Source organism: Pseudomonas sp. LF020, assembly GCF_053456425.1.
This window is the reverse complement of record NZ_JBRFIX010000010.1, coordinates 85,144-100,509: the sequence shown is the minus strand read 5'-3', so window position 1 is coordinate 100,509 and position 15,366 is coordinate 85,144. Positions and strand designations below refer to the sequence as shown.

General features: G+C 57.4%; 12 protein-coding genes. 11 read left to right on the top strand and 1 reads right to left on the bottom strand.

Annotated features, from left to right (window positions below):
- Positions 1–7: 7 nt before the first annotated feature.
- From tssM to ACU680_RS22435, 10 genes are all read left to right on the top strand, one after another.
- Positions 8–3,547: a type VI secretion system membrane subunit TssM gene (gene tssM / locus ACU680_RS22480; protein WP_097089475.1), complete on the top strand. Its 3,540-nt coding sequence runs from the start codon at positions 8–10 to the stop codon at positions 3,545–3,547.
- Positions 3,547–4,275 (top strand): PP2C family protein-serine/threonine phosphatase, encoded by a 729-nt coding sequence (locus tag ACU680_RS22475; RefSeq protein WP_448180550.1) that lies wholly within the window; start codon positions 3,547–3,549, stop codon positions 4,273–4,275. The genes tssM and ACU680_RS22475 overlap by 1 nt, the downstream gene beginning before the upstream one ends.
- Positions 4,272–5,273 carry a serine/threonine-protein kinase gene (locus tag ACU680_RS22470; protein ID WP_448180549.1) on the top strand — a complete coding sequence of 334 codons (1,002 nt, stop codon included), beginning with the start codon at positions 4,272–4,274 and terminating at the stop codon, positions 5,271–5,273. The genes ACU680_RS22475 and ACU680_RS22470 overlap by 4 nt, the downstream gene beginning before the upstream one ends.
- Before the next feature lie 28 nt (positions 5,274–5,301).
- Positions 5,302–7,344: a type VI secretion system Vgr family protein gene (locus tag ACU680_RS22465; protein WP_448180548.1), complete on the top strand. Its 2,043-nt coding sequence runs from the start codon at positions 5,302–5,304 to the stop codon at positions 7,342–7,344.
- A gap of 51 nt (positions 7,345–7,395) precedes the next feature.
- Complete coding sequence (locus ACU680_RS22460) at positions 7,396–10,104, top strand: hypothetical protein (protein WP_448180547.1); 2,709 nt, start codon at positions 7,396–7,398, stop codon at positions 10,102–10,104.
- A 13-nt stretch (positions 10,105–10,117) separates the two neighbouring features.
- Entirely contained in the window at positions 10,118–10,654 is a 537-nt protein-coding gene (locus ACU680_RS22455; RefSeq protein WP_103521970.1) for a hypothetical protein, read from the top strand.
- A 114-nt stretch (positions 10,655–10,768) separates the two neighbouring features.
- Positions 10,769–12,127: a lysozyme inhibitor LprI family protein gene (locus ACU680_RS22450; protein ID WP_448180584.1), complete on the top strand. Its 1,359-nt coding sequence runs from the start codon at positions 10,769–10,771 to the stop codon at positions 12,125–12,127.
- Positions 12,128–12,265: 138 nt separating this feature from the next.
- Positions 12,266–12,724 (top strand): cell division protein, encoded by a 459-nt coding sequence (locus ACU680_RS22445; RefSeq protein ID WP_400764587.1) that lies wholly within the window; start codon positions 12,266–12,268, stop codon positions 12,722–12,724.
- 38 nt (positions 12,725–12,762) lie between these two features.
- Entirely contained in the window at positions 12,763–13,350 is a 588-nt protein-coding gene (locus tag ACU680_RS22440) for a lysozyme inhibitor LprI family protein (protein ID WP_400764586.1), read from the top strand.
- Between the two features lie 13 nt (positions 13,351–13,363).
- Positions 13,364–13,792, top strand: coding sequence for a hypothetical protein (locus tag ACU680_RS22435; RefSeq protein ID WP_400764585.1), 429 nt, complete (start codon positions 13,364–13,366; stop codon positions 13,790–13,792).
- A 57-nt stretch (positions 13,793–13,849) separates the two neighbouring features.
- Here ACU680_RS22435 and ACU680_RS22430 read toward each other — a convergent pair whose 3' ends face one another.
- Positions 13,850–14,221: a DUF6124 family protein gene (locus ACU680_RS22430; RefSeq protein ID WP_448180546.1), complete on the bottom strand. Its 372-nt coding sequence runs from the start codon at positions 14,219–14,221 to the stop codon at positions 13,850–13,852.
- Positions 14,222–14,741: 520 nt separating this feature from the next.
- On the opposite strand from ACU680_RS22430, the gene ACU680_RS22425 reads away from it, so the two are divergent.
- Positions 14,742–15,125 (top strand): helicase, encoded by a 384-nt coding sequence (locus ACU680_RS22425; protein WP_003229522.1) that lies wholly within the window; start codon positions 14,742–14,744, stop codon positions 15,123–15,125.
- Positions 15,126–15,366 lie beyond the last annotated feature (241 nt).

Sequence of the window (15,366 nt, the reverse complement as noted above, 5' to 3'; positions counted from 1 at the left end):
ACGTGTGATGAAAAAGTTTTTCAAGAAAGTCGGCGCCTTCCTGCGCCAGACCTGGGTCTGGACCTTGCTGCTGGTGCTGTTCGTGGCGCTGCTGGTGTGGTTCGTCGGCCCGTTGTTGGCGGTGGATGACTACAAGTTCTGGGAAAGCGCGACCTCGCGTCTGCTGACCATCGCCGTGCTGTTCCTGATCTGGGGCCTGACCATGGTCTTCGTCAGCTGGCGCGCGGGCATCCGCAAGAAAGCCGTCGAAGAAACCGAAGATGGCCAGGATCGCATCCGTCGTGACGAGCTGATCGAAGAAGAGCAGAAAGAGTTGAAGGCGCGCTTCAAGGACGCGCTGAAAACCCTGAAGACTTCGAGCCTGTATCGCGGCCGCAGCGAACGCTGGCGCAACGATTTGCCGTGGTATCTGCTGATCGGTCCGCAGGCTTCCGGCAAGACCAGCCTGCTGGACTTCTCCGGGCTGGAATTCCCGATCAACAAGATCGACCGCAAGCTGACCCGCGACACCCTCGGCACCCGTCATTGCGACTGGTACTTCGCCGATCACGGTGTGCTGATCGACACCGCCGGACGTTACACCACCCAGCCGGACGCGGAAGTCGACGGCAGTGCCTGGACCACCTTGCTCGAGTTGCTGCGCAAGCGTCGTCGCGGGCGTCCGTTGAACGGTGTGCTGGTGACCATTCCGGTGGAATCCCTGATCGGTGGCAGCGAGCAGGACATCGACACCCTGGCGCGCCAGGTGCGCGGTCGTCTGCAAGACGTCTATCAGAAACTGCACGTCGATGTGCCGGTGTATCTGGTGCTGAGCAAGGCTGACAAGCTGCTCGGTTTCGACGAGTTCTTCGATCAACTGACCCGCGAAGAAAGCGATCAGGTGCTGGGTACCAGTTTCCGCAAGGATCAGGTCGGCACCGACGTCGCGGTACTGCGCGGCGAGTTCGAAGAGCTGCTGCGACGCCTGAACAATCAGGTGATCATGCGCATGCACTCCGAGCGCGATACCCAGCGCCGTGGCCGCATCCTCGACTTCCCGCATCAACTGGGGCAGATCGGCGAGCGTCTGTGCCTGTTCGTCGACATGGCGTTCACTGGCAACCGCTACCAGCGCGCGTCGCTGCTGCGTGGTTTCTACCTGACCAGTGCTCCGCACCTGACGCAGGAAATGGACGCGACCACCGCCGGCATCGGCGCCAGCCTCGGCATGAGTGCAGGCGTGCTGCCGACCCTGCGCAGTGGCCGTTCGCGCTTCATCCATCATCTGTTCAGTCGAGTGATTTTCCCCGAGTCGGATCTGGCCGGCCTCGACAAGCGCGAGCGCAGCCGCATCCATTGGGGCCAGCGTGCGTTGTACGTCGGCGCACTGGCGGCACTGGCGCTGTTCGGCATGCTCTGGGCCGGTGGTTTCTCGGCCAACTATGAGCGTCTGGAAAACCTGCGCACACTGGCGCAGAACTGGACTCAGCAGCGTTCGGCGCTGACCCCGCGTGATGATGCAATGGGCGTGCTGAAAACCCTCGACACCAGCTATGCCGCGACTCAGGTGTTCCCGAAGAAGGGCGACGTCTCGTACCACGAGCGTGGCGGTCTGTATCAGGGCGAAGACGTCAATCCGGTGGTCAGGCAAGCCTACGAGCACGAGCTCGAAGCGCAATTGCTGCCACGGGTCGCGACAATGCTCGAAGGGCAGATCCGCGCCAACATGAAGGACCGCGACAAGCTGCTCAACAGCCTGCGTGCGTACCTGATGCTGAACATGAAAGACCGTCGTGACGCGGTGTGGCTCAAGGACTGGGTCGCCACTGACTGGTCTCAGCGCTACACCGGCAACACCGCGGTGCAGAACGGCTTGAACACCCACCTCGAGCGCCTGCTGAAGCAGCCGTTCATCTACCCGCTGAACGATCAGCTGGTGACTCAGGCACGTCAGGTGCTGCGTGCCGAATCGCTGGCCACCGTGGTTTATCGCATGCTCCGCGAGCAAGCGCGCAACCTGCCGGAGTACCGTTTCAGCCAACACCTCGGCCCGCAGGGCTCGCTGTTCATCGGCACCGAATACGTGATCCCGGGGTTCTACACCCAGCAGGGTTATCAGCAGTACTTCTCGGTGCAGGGTTCGGCGCTGGTCACCGACATCCTGCGTGACAACTGGGTGCTGGGCGAAGGCGCGGGCATCAGCGACATGGACTTGCGTCGTCTGATGGTCGAGCTGGAGCAACTGTACTTCCGCGACTACGCCAACTACTGGAGCGAGGCCGTTGGCCAGGTGGCCTTGCCGCCGATCAGCGACGCCGGTGAAGGCGCCGAGCAACTGGCGGGCCTGACTTCGGCCAACTCGCCGGTGCTGGCGTTGCTCACTGAAGTACGCGAGAACACGCGCTTCCCGGCGGCTGCCGATCCGGTGGATGAAGCCGGTGATGCTGCCGATGCACTGGCAGGGCAGAAGGGCAAACTGGGCAAGGTCGGCAAACTGGCGTCTGCCGTGGCGGACAAGGCTTCGGCGATGGCCGTGGCGAAAAGCCTGCCGGACACCGCGAAGAAGTCGCTGCAACGCCGCTTCGAACCGCTGCATCGTTTGCTCGATGACAACAACGGCCCGGCCGCAGACCTGACCCCGGCCATCAGCGCGCTCAACGACCTGCAGCTGCAACTGTCCGGTCTGGCCCGTTCCAGCACGCCGGAACAAGCCGCGTTCGAAATGGCGAAAACCCGCATGAGCGGCCAGCGTGATGCGCTGACCAACCTGCGTGCGGCCTCGGGTCGCCTGCCGCGTCCGCTGAGCGTGTGGTTCAACGTGCTGGCTGAAGACTCGTGGCGCCTGGTGCTCAACGACGCTTACCAATACCTGAACGGCCGTTATCAGAACGAGCTGTACAGCGTGTATGGCAAAACCATCAGCAAGCGCTATCCGTTCAGCGCCAGCAGCACCAGCGACGTGGCGATCAGCGACTTCCGTGAGTTCTTCCGCGCTCAAGGCACCGTCGACCGCTTCTTCGACAGCTACATGCGTCCGTTCGTCAGTGGTGATCCGGGCAACTACCGGATGCGCAGCGTCGACGGTCACAGCCTGCCGGTATCGAAGATGTACCTCGACCAGATGGCAGCAGCCCTGACCATTCGTCAGAGCTTCTTCTCGATCAACCCGGCCGAGCCGACCGTGCAGTTCAAACTGGAGCCGTACACCCTCGACCCGGCCGTCAGCCGTTCCGAGTTCAAGTTCGGCGACAAGACCATGGAATACCGCCACGGTCCGATCCTGCCGATGACGTTCAAGTGGCCGACCGATGCTGAAGACGGTCGCACCAGCCTGGTGATGGACAAGATGGCGGGGCGTCCGATCGGCATCGAGAAGAACTCCGGCCCATGGTCGCTGTTCCGTCTGTTCGATTTGATGCAGACCGAGTACCTGACCGGTCGCGACGTGCTGGTGCTGAAAGCCGACGTGGGTGGCCTGCGTGCCAACTACCTGCTGACCAGCCAGCGCACGCCGAACCCGTTCGACATGGGCGTGCTGCGTACCTTCCGTATGCCGGTGCAGCTCTGATGCTGGTGGCCAGTCCCTGGCGCAGCGCGGCGCGTACCGACCCGGGCAAGGTGCGGGCGCGCAACGAAGATGCCTTCCTCGACAATCCGCAGCAGGGGCTGTGGGTGGTCGCGGACGGCATGGGCGGTCATCAGGGTGGCGACATCGCCAGCCAGTTGATCGTCGCCAGCCTGGCTGAACTGCCGCAACACGAGGACTTCGACGAACGCCTCAAAGCCATCCGCCAGTGCCTGCACTGGCTGAACCGGCGTTTGGGGCAGGAATTGACGGTCACCGCCGGGCGTCACGACAGCATCATGGGCAGCACCGTCGTGGCGCTGCTGGTGGAAGGCAATCGCGCGGCCTGCATCTGGGCCGGTGACAGCCGTTGCTACATGTGGCGTGGGCAGCGGCTGTATCAGCTGTCCAAGGACCATTCGCTGCAACAGCAACTGATCGACGAGCAACAGATGAGCGTCGAACAGGCCGCAGCGCACCCGGCGGCTCAGGCGTTGACCCGAGCCGTCGGCGCCGCCGAACAGCTGACCCTGGATGTCCTCGAACTCAAGGTTTATCCGGGCGATGCGTTTTTGCTGTGCAGCGATGGTTTGTATCAGGGCCTGAGCAGCGATGCCCTTGGCAACGCCCTCAGCCTCAGCGCGCCGCATGTGGCGCTGGAACGTCTGTTCGACGGCGCCCTGCGTGGCGCCGCCCGGGACAACCTGACTGCCGTGGTGATCCGCCAATGACTGAAATCGAATCCTCAGTCGATGACTTGCTGATGAGCGAAGAGCAGGCCAGCAACCTGACCTACTTCGCCTTCGCCAAGGCAAACAACGCCGAGCCGTTGCTGGCGCCGACCAAGGCCAGCATCGGTGCATTGCCGGACGTACTCGCCGGCCGCTACCACCTCGAGCGTCTGCTCGGGGCGGGCGGCATGGGCGCCGTTTACCGGGCGCGAGATCTGCTGCACGAGCAGTTCGGCGATCCCGACCCTTACATTGCGCTGAAAATCCTCAGCGAAGAATTTGCCGAATCGCCGGACGCCAGTGCCTTGCTCTACAGCGAGTTCGCCCTGACCCGACGCCTGCGCCACGACAACGTCGTGCGTGCGCACACTTTTGAAGTCGATACCGACTGCCAGCGGGCCTTCATCACCATGGAATACATGCGTGGCCTGACCCTGGACAAACTGCTCTGCGAGCGGCCCCTCGGCCTGCCGTGGAAAGAAACGCGCGACATCGCGCTGCCGCTGCTCGATACGCTGGCCTACGCCCACCGTCGCGGCGTGCTGCACGGTGACATGAAACCGAGCAACGTCATGCTCAGCGAAGACGGCCTGCGCCTGTTCGACTTCGGTCTCGGCCAGGCAGACGAGGGCGTGTTGCCCGGCCTGCCGCACCTGAGCCGCGAGCGTTTCAACGCCTGGACCCCGGGCTACGCCGCCCCCGAACTGCTTGAGGGCCAACCGTTGTCGGCCAGCGCGGACGTGTACGGCGTGGCCTGCGTGATCTATGAACTGGCGAGCGGCAAACACCCGTTCCGCCGCTTGCCCTCGACCCAGGCCCGCGACGATCACCTGGAGCGCGAGCTGCAAGCCCCGGCGAACCTGCCGAAACACGGCTGGCCAGCGCTGCGAACCGCGCTGAGCTTCAATGCGGCAGAACGCACCATCACTGCCGATCAATTGCGTGACGCCTTGGGCGCCACTTCGTCCTGGCTGCAACGGTTGCGACTTCGGGCGTAACGGACGACATTCGAACAGGGAGCGCTTTATGTTCAACCCAGCTAACGAAACCCACTTCAGCCTCAAGGTCGAAGACTACGTGGGCGACCTGCAAGTGCTGTCGTTCACCGGCACCGAAGGCATCAGCCAGCCGTTTCGTTTCGACCTCGAACTGGTCAGCGAAAACCCCGATCTGGACCTGGAAAAACTCCTGCACAAGCAGGCGTTTCTCGCGTTCGATCCACAGGGCTCGGGCATCCACGGCCAGATCTACCGCGTCGCCCAGGGCGATGCCGGCAAGCGCCTGACCCGCTACAAGGTCTCGCTGGTGCCGCAACTGCAATACCTGCATCACCGCACCAACCAGCGCATTTACCAGCAGATGTCGGCGCCGAAAATCATCGCGCTGATCCTCGACGAACACGGGATCAAGGGTAACGCCTACAGCTTCCAGCTGAGCCAGCCGTGCCCGGATCGCGACTACTGCGTGCAGTACGACGAAACCGATCTGCACTTTGTTCAGCGCCTGTGCGAAGAGGAGGGTATTCACTACCACTTCCAGCACAGCGAAAAGGCTCACCTGCTGGTGTTCGGCGACGACCAAACGGTGTTCCCCGACCTCGGCCAGCCGACTGCTTACATACAGGGCAGCGGCATGGTCGCCGAAGAGCCGGTGATCAAAGGCTTCAAACTGCGTCTGGAAACCCGCACCAGCCGCACCACGCGTCGCGACTACGACTTCGAAAAACCGCGCCTGCAGATGGAAGCGGCTTACAAGCCGGATGGCGAGAGCACTGAACCGGATCTCGAAGACTACGACTACCCGGGCCGCTTCATCGACCGCGCGCGCGGCAAGTTCCTCAGCCAGCGCGCCCTCGAACGCCACCGCGCCGACTACCGCCAGGCCGAAGGTCGCGGCGACCAGACCAAACTGGTCAGCGGCCACTTCATGGCCATGTCCGACCACCCGCGCAGCGAGTGGAACGACCTGTGGCTGCTCACCGAAATCTTCCACGAAGGCAAACAGCCGCAAGTCCTCGAAGAAGGCGTGACCAGCGACACCACCGACAACAAGGACGACTTCCACCAGGGCTACCGCAACACCTTCCTCGCCACCCCGTGGGACGTGTTCTACCGCCCGGCCCTCGAACACCCGAAACCGCGCGTGCTCGGCAGCCAGACCGCCATGGTCACCGGCCCCAAAGGCGAAGAAATCCACTGCGACCAATATGGCCGCATCAAAGTGCAATTCCACTGGGACCGCGAAGGCCTGGCCGACGACAAAACCAGCTGCTGGCTGCGCGTCTCCAGCTCCTGGGCCGGCGACCGCTACGGCGCGATCAGCATTCCGCGCATCGGCATGGAAGTCCTCGTCACCTTCCTCGAAGGCGACCCCGACCAACCCCTCGTCACCGGCTGCCTGTACCACAAGGAAAACCCGGTGCCGTACGCCTTGCCGGCAAACAAAACCCGCAGCGTCTTCAAAACCCTCAGCTCCCCGGGCGGCGGTGGCTACAACGAACTGCGCATCGAAGACAAAAAAGGCGCGGAGCAGATCTACATCCACGCCCAGCGTGATTGGGACGAAAACATCGAGCACGACCAGAAGATTCGTGTCGGCAATGAACGCCACGACACTGTAGTGAAGAACACTTACACCGAGCTGAAGGCCGAAGAACACCGCACCACCATCAGCGATCGCAAGATTGAAGCGAAGCTGGATGATCACCTCACGGTTGGGCAGAACCAGCATGTGAAGCTGGGCACGGCGCAACTGACCAGCGTGGGCAAAGAGATTCACCTCAAGGCTGGGGACAAGATTGTTATTGAGGCGGGGACGGAGCTGACCATTCTTGGGGGTGGGAGCTTTATCAAGCTCGATGGTGGTGGGGTGACGGTGGTTGGGCCGGTGGTGAAGATTAATGCCGGTGGCTCGCCGGGGAGTGGGACTGGGATCGGGATTAAACCGCCGGTACTGCCGGGGGCGGCAGATAAGGATAAGGCGGGGAGTTTGATGGATCAGGCGTTGGGGAATTCGTCTGAGGAGAAAATCAAACGCAAGCCGAAGCGGATGCTCAATTTTTCCGGGTAAGACATTGACGGCAATCCAAGCCACCAGGGATCAGAATTCAGGTAATTGGTAATGACAGAGACAACCAGCAAGAAAGTAGAAAAATGGTCGTATCCATTAAAAGTTGGAGCGGCAGGGACGACGGATCCGCAGCAGTTCTACAAGGCCTTAGCCAAGGCCAAAGATGGTTTCTACCCGTTGGGTGCCAATGGTCTTTGGCATGGTGGTATTCATTTCGATGAAGCCTCGGGTTTAGTGCCGGACCTGGCAGAAGTCAAATGCATCGCTGACGGTGAAGTAGTCGCTTATCGCATTGATAGCACGTACCCGAAATCCGCCTACGGTACGGCTGAGGCCGAGTTTTCGACGGGTTTTGTTTTGGTTAAGCATCGTTTGGAAGTGCCGGTGCAACCTGCGACCCCAGCTCCTGCTGGATCGCCTGCTTCGCCGTCAGCACCTGGTCCAAGCCTGATTTTTTTCAGCCTTTACATGCATTTGTTGCAGTGGAAGAACTACGAGGAAACTCCGGCATTATCGCGACCGTCCTTTTGGGGAGGTGGTACGTTGCAAGTCAAAGCAACGGCCGACGACGAAATCCTCGGTTTGCGCGTTCGTCAGGAACCGCGTGGCAAGCCTGGGTACGCAACCGTGCTAACGGTTTTGAGTCGCGGTACGGTCGTCGAGACGGGGGAAGAGCAAAACGGTTGGCTCAAGGTGGTCAGCGTCACGCCGGCTAATACCAATCTCCAACCCGGAGCAGGCTGGGTTTTCAAGAGAGAAATGACGGCGGGCCCGACACCCAACACTTACGTCATTGGCGCCGCTGCAAAAGACCCGATGAACCCACCTCAGAAAGGTTTGGTTGTTCGCGCTTCTGCAAGCCGATCTGGCGCTGAAAAAGCCATTTTGCCCCACGGCACGCAAGTCAGAATCGGGAACGATGGGACGCGTGGTAAGTACCAGAAACTGTTGGAGATTGTCAGCGGGAGTGCTATTCCTCCGCTGGCGCCTGCTGAAGTGCTCGGGTATGTCTGGGAGGGGAACCTTGAAGCCAAAAGTGAGCCAGCCGAGAAGGACTCGGTACATGTTTTGGCGACTCCATTCCCGATTACGGCGGGGAGCCTGATCGGTCACGTAGGCAAATATCAAAACCATTCGGATTCGGCGCCCAAGAATCTGTTGCACGTTGAGGTGTTCAGCTGCGAGGACGTAAAGGCATTTACTGAACTGAGTAAAGAGAAAGCTGCGGGAATGCCTGCCGCTGGAAAAACGCTCGTAAAGATTCCAAAAGACAGTGTGTTGGTTACTCACACGCAAGGAATGAGCGCAACAAATCCTCCGAAAGTGACCGATCCCCACAAAAAGGTTGGCTATGACTTCTTTATCCCAGTCGGAGTATTGGAAGCGCTACCCGCGGAAAAAAAGATAAAAGTTCCTGTTGTGATGGGTGGAACCACTACCTATACGCTTTGGTGGCGTCTGGATGGGTTGCTGGGGGATGCCGAAGGGAATGAAATCAGCGGTTGGTTTGCAGAGCCGGATACTGCGTTGTCACGCCATTCACCATTTGAGTGGGAGGGTTTTAGTTTTATAGATGAAGCTGGGAGTAATGTGGATCATTTGGCCGCGTTTCTTCATGCGCAGGAAAGTCTTAGTGAGGAGGAGCAAGTTAACTATCGGCCTAATATCGGTAATGCCGAAGAAGGTTCTACAAAGCAAAATCTTTACAAAATTCTAGACAGAAACGGCGATAAAAAACTCACGCCTTCGGAAATAAAAGAGGCTTTGAGTAAACCATGGTTCGCTCAGCCGATTTCTCAGATGGTTACACGCTATGAAAACGAGTGGCAATTCAAACAAGAAAAATGGGATTCTCTGGATGAGTTAATGGGTCACACTGAAACAGAGCCACACAATGAATGGATTGAAGAAAAAGCAAGAATTAAGACGTTGAGTTGGTGGGACAAGCTTATCGGGCAGCATGGAATTACCAGTGATACAAATGTTCGGCATATTCACCCGATTGCACTTATTGGAAGTTTCACTGCGCCCCGAGACCTGATTACCTTGGAAATGCTTAGGGCCGCTAACCCAGCAGGGGCTGAATCACATCATTCGAGTATTTTGCCGTATCTCAATAAATATGCCGCGGCGTATAAGCTTGAGCAACCTAAAGCTATTGCGCATTTCCTTTCCCAAGTCGGCCATGAAAGTCAATTCAGGATTATTGAAGAGGGCTTGAATTATAGTGCCCGGCAAATGAAGAAGACCTATGGGTGCCGACGGCAAAACAATGTGAATGGCTATAATGAGCAAACGGATAGCTGCGATTTTGGTGTGTTGAGAAGCAAGCTTTGGTCAGAAACAAGTCATTACGCGATGAATGCTGAAAATCTTGCCAGTTACGTCTACGCGGATCGAATGGGTAACGGTAATGAGGCTAGTCGAGACGGCTACCGATATCGCGGACGCGGCATGTTGCAGGTAACGGGAAAGTCGGAGTATCAACGGTTTACTAACGTGCATAATCAACGGAACCCTACGGATATTCAGGATTTCGTGGCAAATCCGGATCTTCTGATCTCCTCTACCGAATACGGTGTTGAGTCCGCCTTTGTCTTCTGGTTCACGAAAGCTGGTCAGGGAGGCACAAGATTGTGCGAAGTCGCCAAGACAGGCAGTGTTGTCGACGTAACACAAATGGTGAATGGCGGCCAAAATGGATATGCGGACAGGAACAGTAGGTTTCAAGCACTCGCTGCACTTATGAACATTAACTAAGAGGTCGTTCTATATGCTCCGTGTATTTATGTTTGCTTTTGTTTTCCTTCTGGCAAACTCCAGCAGTGCGCAAGATGTAGACTATCTTCAGGGAACGGTAATCCAAGGGCCGTTTAGAACTGACGTCGTAAATGGGGGTGAATTATCATTCCTGCAGACGACGAGCGAGGAGTTTCCTGTTTCTCTGGTCCTGGATGTTGTTGGGGTCGACAATAAAAAAAATAGAAGTCTTGTCGATAAATACGATGTGGCTGGGTCAGACCCAAAAATTGAGTCGATTTTCTTTTATCCAGTTAAGGGTAAAAAAAATGTGCTTGTTTTGGTTTCTTGGGAAATTACGAGCAGAGGAATTGGAACGTACGGGACCCTTTATCAAGTTTATGGGTATGAAAAAAGTGCGGACAATAAATTGGTTGTGAATAAGCTTGTCCGATTTGATAAGAATCTGAGTGGGATGGAAGGATATCAAGAAGGTGAGGAGCAACATTTTCCTTATGTTAATGCAGGGTTGATAAAATCTTATATCAAGAAAATAAATGGCGCTAAATAGCGATGGCTGCCAATGTTTTGCGTTTAATAGGGCAGGCTACTCTTTATTATGCGTGAACGTGGTTTGGCCCCGGCTCGCCGAGCGCAAAGCCTGAATGACTCAAGGATGAACACAGTGAACCGCTTTGTTTTTACGCTGTTGGTCGCACTACTACTGCCGGTTTCAGCGGCCTATGCGCAGGACGACTGCAGCCATGTAGCCTCAAGCCTGGAAATGGTGCCCTGCTCGGAGGCGGCGAAGAAGGCTGCCGATACGCAGTTGAACCTCAGCTACAAGCAATTGATGGCGCGGCTTGAGTCTGATTATCGAGCGGATCCGGCATTGGGAGCGGAGTACGCAGCGAAGGTTAAAGAATCGCAACGTGCATGGCTGAAGTTGCGCGATGCGAACTGCCCTTTGGAGGCATTCGAGATCGAGACGGGGATGCCGGCGCATGTGTTCGCGGTTAACTCGTGTATCGCCAGAATGAGCCGTGAGCGCTCGGCGTATCTGGACAAGATCGTCCCTGCTCTTGCATCCGATAAGAGCACTTCGACAGCGCCGGCCAACGGCGCTTGTCCTTCGGAGGAATTCTCTGCGTTCCTGACAGCGTTTTCCGCCAGCAGTGAATCACAGCGTCGTCTCACTGCGATGACGGTCAAGTCGCTTGTGTTGAAGCCGGTAGCAGGTAAGGACCGTAGTACCTTTGAGCCTTCGACCTCGGGCGTCAGCGGAGCTTCCTTCACCTACCCGCTGATGGCCGCCATCACACCCGGCAAGACACCGGGAGTTGAGATTGAAGAGGCCGACGACAGTCACGTCAATGTGGTCGATAAGCGGGCGGGAAACAGCAATGTAAAAATCTTCAATTTCTCTCGTCAGGCATGTTGGGTACTTGAGGGCGTCGAAGACTGGTCGATCAGCGAGAATGATCTTGTCGCAACACGTAAACCCGGAATGAGCCGCGCCGAGAACTTCTGCGAACAACGTGCCGAGGCTTTAGGAGGGTTAGGGTTTCTTGAGCAGTACCGTCTAATTGTGGAGTTGATTGAAGCGTCTCTGGAAAATTATGTCTGCGCAGCAGAGTCGGGTGATCCAGAGGCGAGCGAGTCAGCGGCAAGACTGAGCCTTTCGCAGATGGCGTCCCAGCTGGAAACCAGCAAAGTTGAGGCGTTGTTCAAAGCCGCGTCAAAGACGCCGAGTGGTGCATTGGGTTATGCCTCGTTTTTTTGTATGGGGAACTCCACCGATTACGACGGTCCTTGCCTCCACCCCAAGCAGGCAGAAGAGCAGGTCATTCGAGCAATCAACATGGGCTCCACAGACGCGATGAGTTATCTGGCTTCTACTTTTGAGGGTGGTGAGTTGGGAACGAAGGATATGTCCCGAGCGTTAGCCTGTTATCAAATGGCGGCTGACAAAGGTGATCAGCCGAGCATTGACAGCGTGAAGCGATTGGGATCGCAGCCTATCAAAGCCAGTCACTGCATCTGAAGGTCGGGGTGACATTTGATGCGCTTCCGCACGTGTTGAGCCTGAGTCCGTCACGCTCAAACGTTTAATACTTGAGCATCTGACGACCGGGATTTTCCTTTAAACTTCCCGCCCCAAGGAATGCGCTCAGGACACGGAATGCCAGCCCTCTCTACCTCGCTCCGCCCAGCGTTAGTGCTCTGGCTTTACGCAGCCGCAATGGCGCACATACTCGCCGGTCTCACCCTGACCTGGGCCGGGCATGCTGGATTACTCGACGGCTACCTGCACACCCTCGAACTCGCATTCTGGGGCGCAGATGAAATTCCCGCCGCCGGCCACGAACAACAAGTCTGGTGGCTCGCGCTGTTTGGCGCGACGCTGCAAAGCTATTCGTTGTACATGCTTGCGTTGGTGCACTTGGGTAATCGCTTGAAAGCTCCAGCAGTGTGGGGATGGTTGATCGCCGGCATCCTGTTATGGGCGCCGCAGGACATGTGGCTTTCAGCGCAACGGCAGGTCTGGTCGCATCTGTGGCTCGATGGTTTTGCGTTGCTCGTGCTATTGCCGCCGTTGATCTGGCTGTATGTCCAGGACCGCCGAAAAATCGCTCAATAAATGCGCATTGGGCATATTGGTATCGAAGGAGTTATAGCGTGAAAGGATTTTCGATTCTTCTCTGCTGCTTGGCATTGGCAACCTCTACTGCGGCACTTGCCGCAGAAGTGTGTAATCCAGACAGCTTTTCCAACCCCGACTTGATCATTTGCGGGCAGCAAACCTTCGAGAAGGTCGACACTGTGTTGAACGAGCAATATAAAAAAGCGCTGACGAGTTTGGCTCCTGCGGAGCAGAGCCATCTGAGAGATGTGCAAAAGAACTGGGTGCGTTTCAAAGAGTCGTTTTGCGAGGAGCTTTATCAATCCACTTTGCCGGGCGCTGAGGCGCCAATCGAGAGGCTTGGGTGCCTGGTGCAAACGACCAATGCCCGGTTGGGAGAGTTGATTGCTCTGCAGACGGGCTTAACGCTAGATGGCTTTTATAAAGCCGCATCTGCGATTGCGGGGAACGATCGTGAGAGAAATTTAGCGGCCGCGATTGAGCGACTGGGAGGGGATGAGTTCGATGATCCGCTTTGGAAGAGGTACGCAGACGGGCATTGTGAGATGGCTGGCCGTCTGTTGCGTGAAGACGTCGCCTACTGCGCGGTGAGGGTGCGCTTTCAATTACCCATGAACCGCTAAAGGAATGATCGGTTTGAAATCTTCGTCTGCGTTTATTTCTGCGCTTCTTTTGATACCGCTGACTGCCCACGGTGAGGTTACTACCGAGGTTTCTTGCTTCCGTTCGTTGGAAGGCAACAACATCAATTTCGAGTTTCGATCCTATTACGACACGGTCTCCCGGTGGAGTGGAGCGGGGGTTAGGTACACAAAGTCCCCAAAGGCGATTCCTCTTGTCTACCGGAGTGTCGAAGAGGAAGTCATGGAGGAGGGGCGCCCCTCTCAGTTCACGATAATCTGGGTGGAGGTTTCCGAAGGGTCGCTGACAGGCGAATACGAAATGGTCAGCCAAGGTGCCCGAATCTACGGGATGACCTACACGAACTACAAATCCGGTAAGAAGTATTCATTCGATCAAGACATCACCATGGACGCTACGCCAGAAACAGGCTGTCAGTGGTGAGCCGGGGTTCATTGAGAAAGGGGACTTAACGTCCCCTTTTTTCATCCGCAAATCCCGCTACGACTTGGCTGCCAGGTTCTGCACTTCAATATGGTCGAGCGTCCCTTCCACCATCAATCGCACCCCGTCCGCCATTCTGCTCAGGGCCAGTGCTACCGAGCGGCGGGAGCCGTGGAGGTCGTCGGCGAGGTCGCAGGCGATGGCGCTGATGGACAGGAGGTCTTCGGAGGCGTTGGCCATGAGGGCTTCGGCGTCGGTGCCGGGGGAGAGGCTGAAGAGGCCGGTTTCGCGTTTGGGTTGGGATTCAGTGCGCGGTTTGAAGTGGTGGTCGAGGGCGCGTTCGGCGGCTTCGTGGAATTTCTTGGATTCCAGTGATTCGTAGGGCGATATGTCTGGGGTTTCGGGGGGATTGGGTGTTGGTTTGATCATGGTGCAGCTTCCTGGAGTTGTGAGGCCGACACCTATTCGCTTTGCACTTCGAAAGGTGGCAGCTGTGCGTTGGTGTGCAAGACCGGTCCAGGTGGCCGGCAGACCCGAAGGTCTCCGACGCACAGCCGCCATAACGATCCGCGAGCATAGGAAAACGCTCGGCGAAATGCCATCAACGAATGTGCACCTGAACCGGACTTGCACGTCCGAGTCACCGATTTTGCGGCGACACACAGAGGCTATCGACGAACTGCCAACCTGCCTAGTTCATAGGTATCGCGGCACTTTGCAGGAAATTTCCCATAGGTTTGCAGGCTGGAAGATCAAAAGATCGCAGCCTTCGGCAGCTCCTACAGGGATGTGTTTCAACAGGTGTAGGGCGGTGGGTGCAGAAGTGTGACTTGGCGGTCATCGTGCGGGAAATGGGCTGCATCATCTTCCAATGGCGGTCGATAGTGGCGTTATCGTCTGAATCCCTTACACTGCCCCGGCCGTTCATTTTCCTTTTGAGGCTGTGCGCATGAAATTTCGTTTTCTTCTGTGGATGATGGGTTTGTTGATGGGGAAGGCCAGCCGGACAAATCCTGCGTTCCAGCAGCAGTTGGGTGACAAGGATCTGGTGTTTCAGTTGCAGACGCTGGACGGGAAAGTGGCGCGGCATTTCGTGGTGAAGAATCAGCGCGTTACCAGCAAGTCTGGGGTGGTGGCGGAGCCGGCGTTTGCGATTGCGTTCAAGGATGCGGGTTATGCCTTTGCCACGATGCAGGCGAAGAACAAGCAGTTGGCGTTTATGCAGGGGATTCAGGACAAGTCGATTCAGCTGAAGGGGAATCCGGCGCTGGTGATGTGGTTTCAGGGGTTGATGAAGTATTTGAAGCCGAGGAAGGCGAAGCCTAAGGCTTGAGCCGAGTCTTGATGAGAAGAGCTTTTGTGGCGAGGGAGCTTGCTCCCGCTGGGCTGCGGAGCGGCCCCAAAACCTGAAAGCCGAGTTTTGCCTGACACACCCTGCTGGCTGGTTTGCGACTGCTGCGCAGTCGAGCGGGAGCAAGCTCCCTCGCCACAGGGTTCAGTACATCCAGGAAACCGAGGTGGATTCTTCGCGAGCAAGCTCACTCCCACAGGAGGTCACCGAAACCTTGTGGGAG

Bases quoted from the DNA above. Each gene is read 5' to 3' on its own strand.
- tssM (WP_097089475.1), top strand. From the start codon at position 8: ATGAAAAAGTTTTTCAAGAAAGTCGGCGCCTTCCTGCGCCAGACCTGG.
- ACU680_RS22475 (WP_448180550.1), top strand. From the start codon at position 3,547: ATGCTGGTGGCCAGTCCCTGGCGCAGCGCGGCGCGTACCGACCCGGGC.
- ACU680_RS22470 (WP_448180549.1), top strand. From the start codon at position 4,272: ATGACTGAAATCGAATCCTCAGTCGATGACTTGCTGATGAGCGAAGAG.
- ACU680_RS22465 (WP_448180548.1), top strand. From the start codon at position 5,302: ATGTTCAACCCAGCTAACGAAACCCACTTCAGCCTCAAGGTCGAAGAC.
- ACU680_RS22460 (WP_448180547.1), top strand. From the start codon at position 7,396: ATGACAGAGACAACCAGCAAGAAAGTAGAAAAATGGTCGTATCCATTA.
- ACU680_RS22455 (WP_103521970.1), top strand. From the start codon at position 10,118: ATGCTCCGTGTATTTATGTTTGCTTTTGTTTTCCTTCTGGCAAACTCC.
- ACU680_RS22445 (WP_400764587.1), top strand. From the start codon at position 12,266: ATGCCAGCCCTCTCTACCTCGCTCCGCCCAGCGTTAGTGCTCTGGCTT.
- ACU680_RS22430 (WP_448180546.1), bottom strand. From the start codon at position 14,221: ATGATCAAACCAACACCCAATCCCCCCGAAACCCCAGACATATCGCCC.
- ACU680_RS22425 (WP_003229522.1), top strand. From the start codon at position 14,742: ATGAAATTTCGTTTTCTTCTGTGGATGATGGGTTTGTTGATGGGGAAG.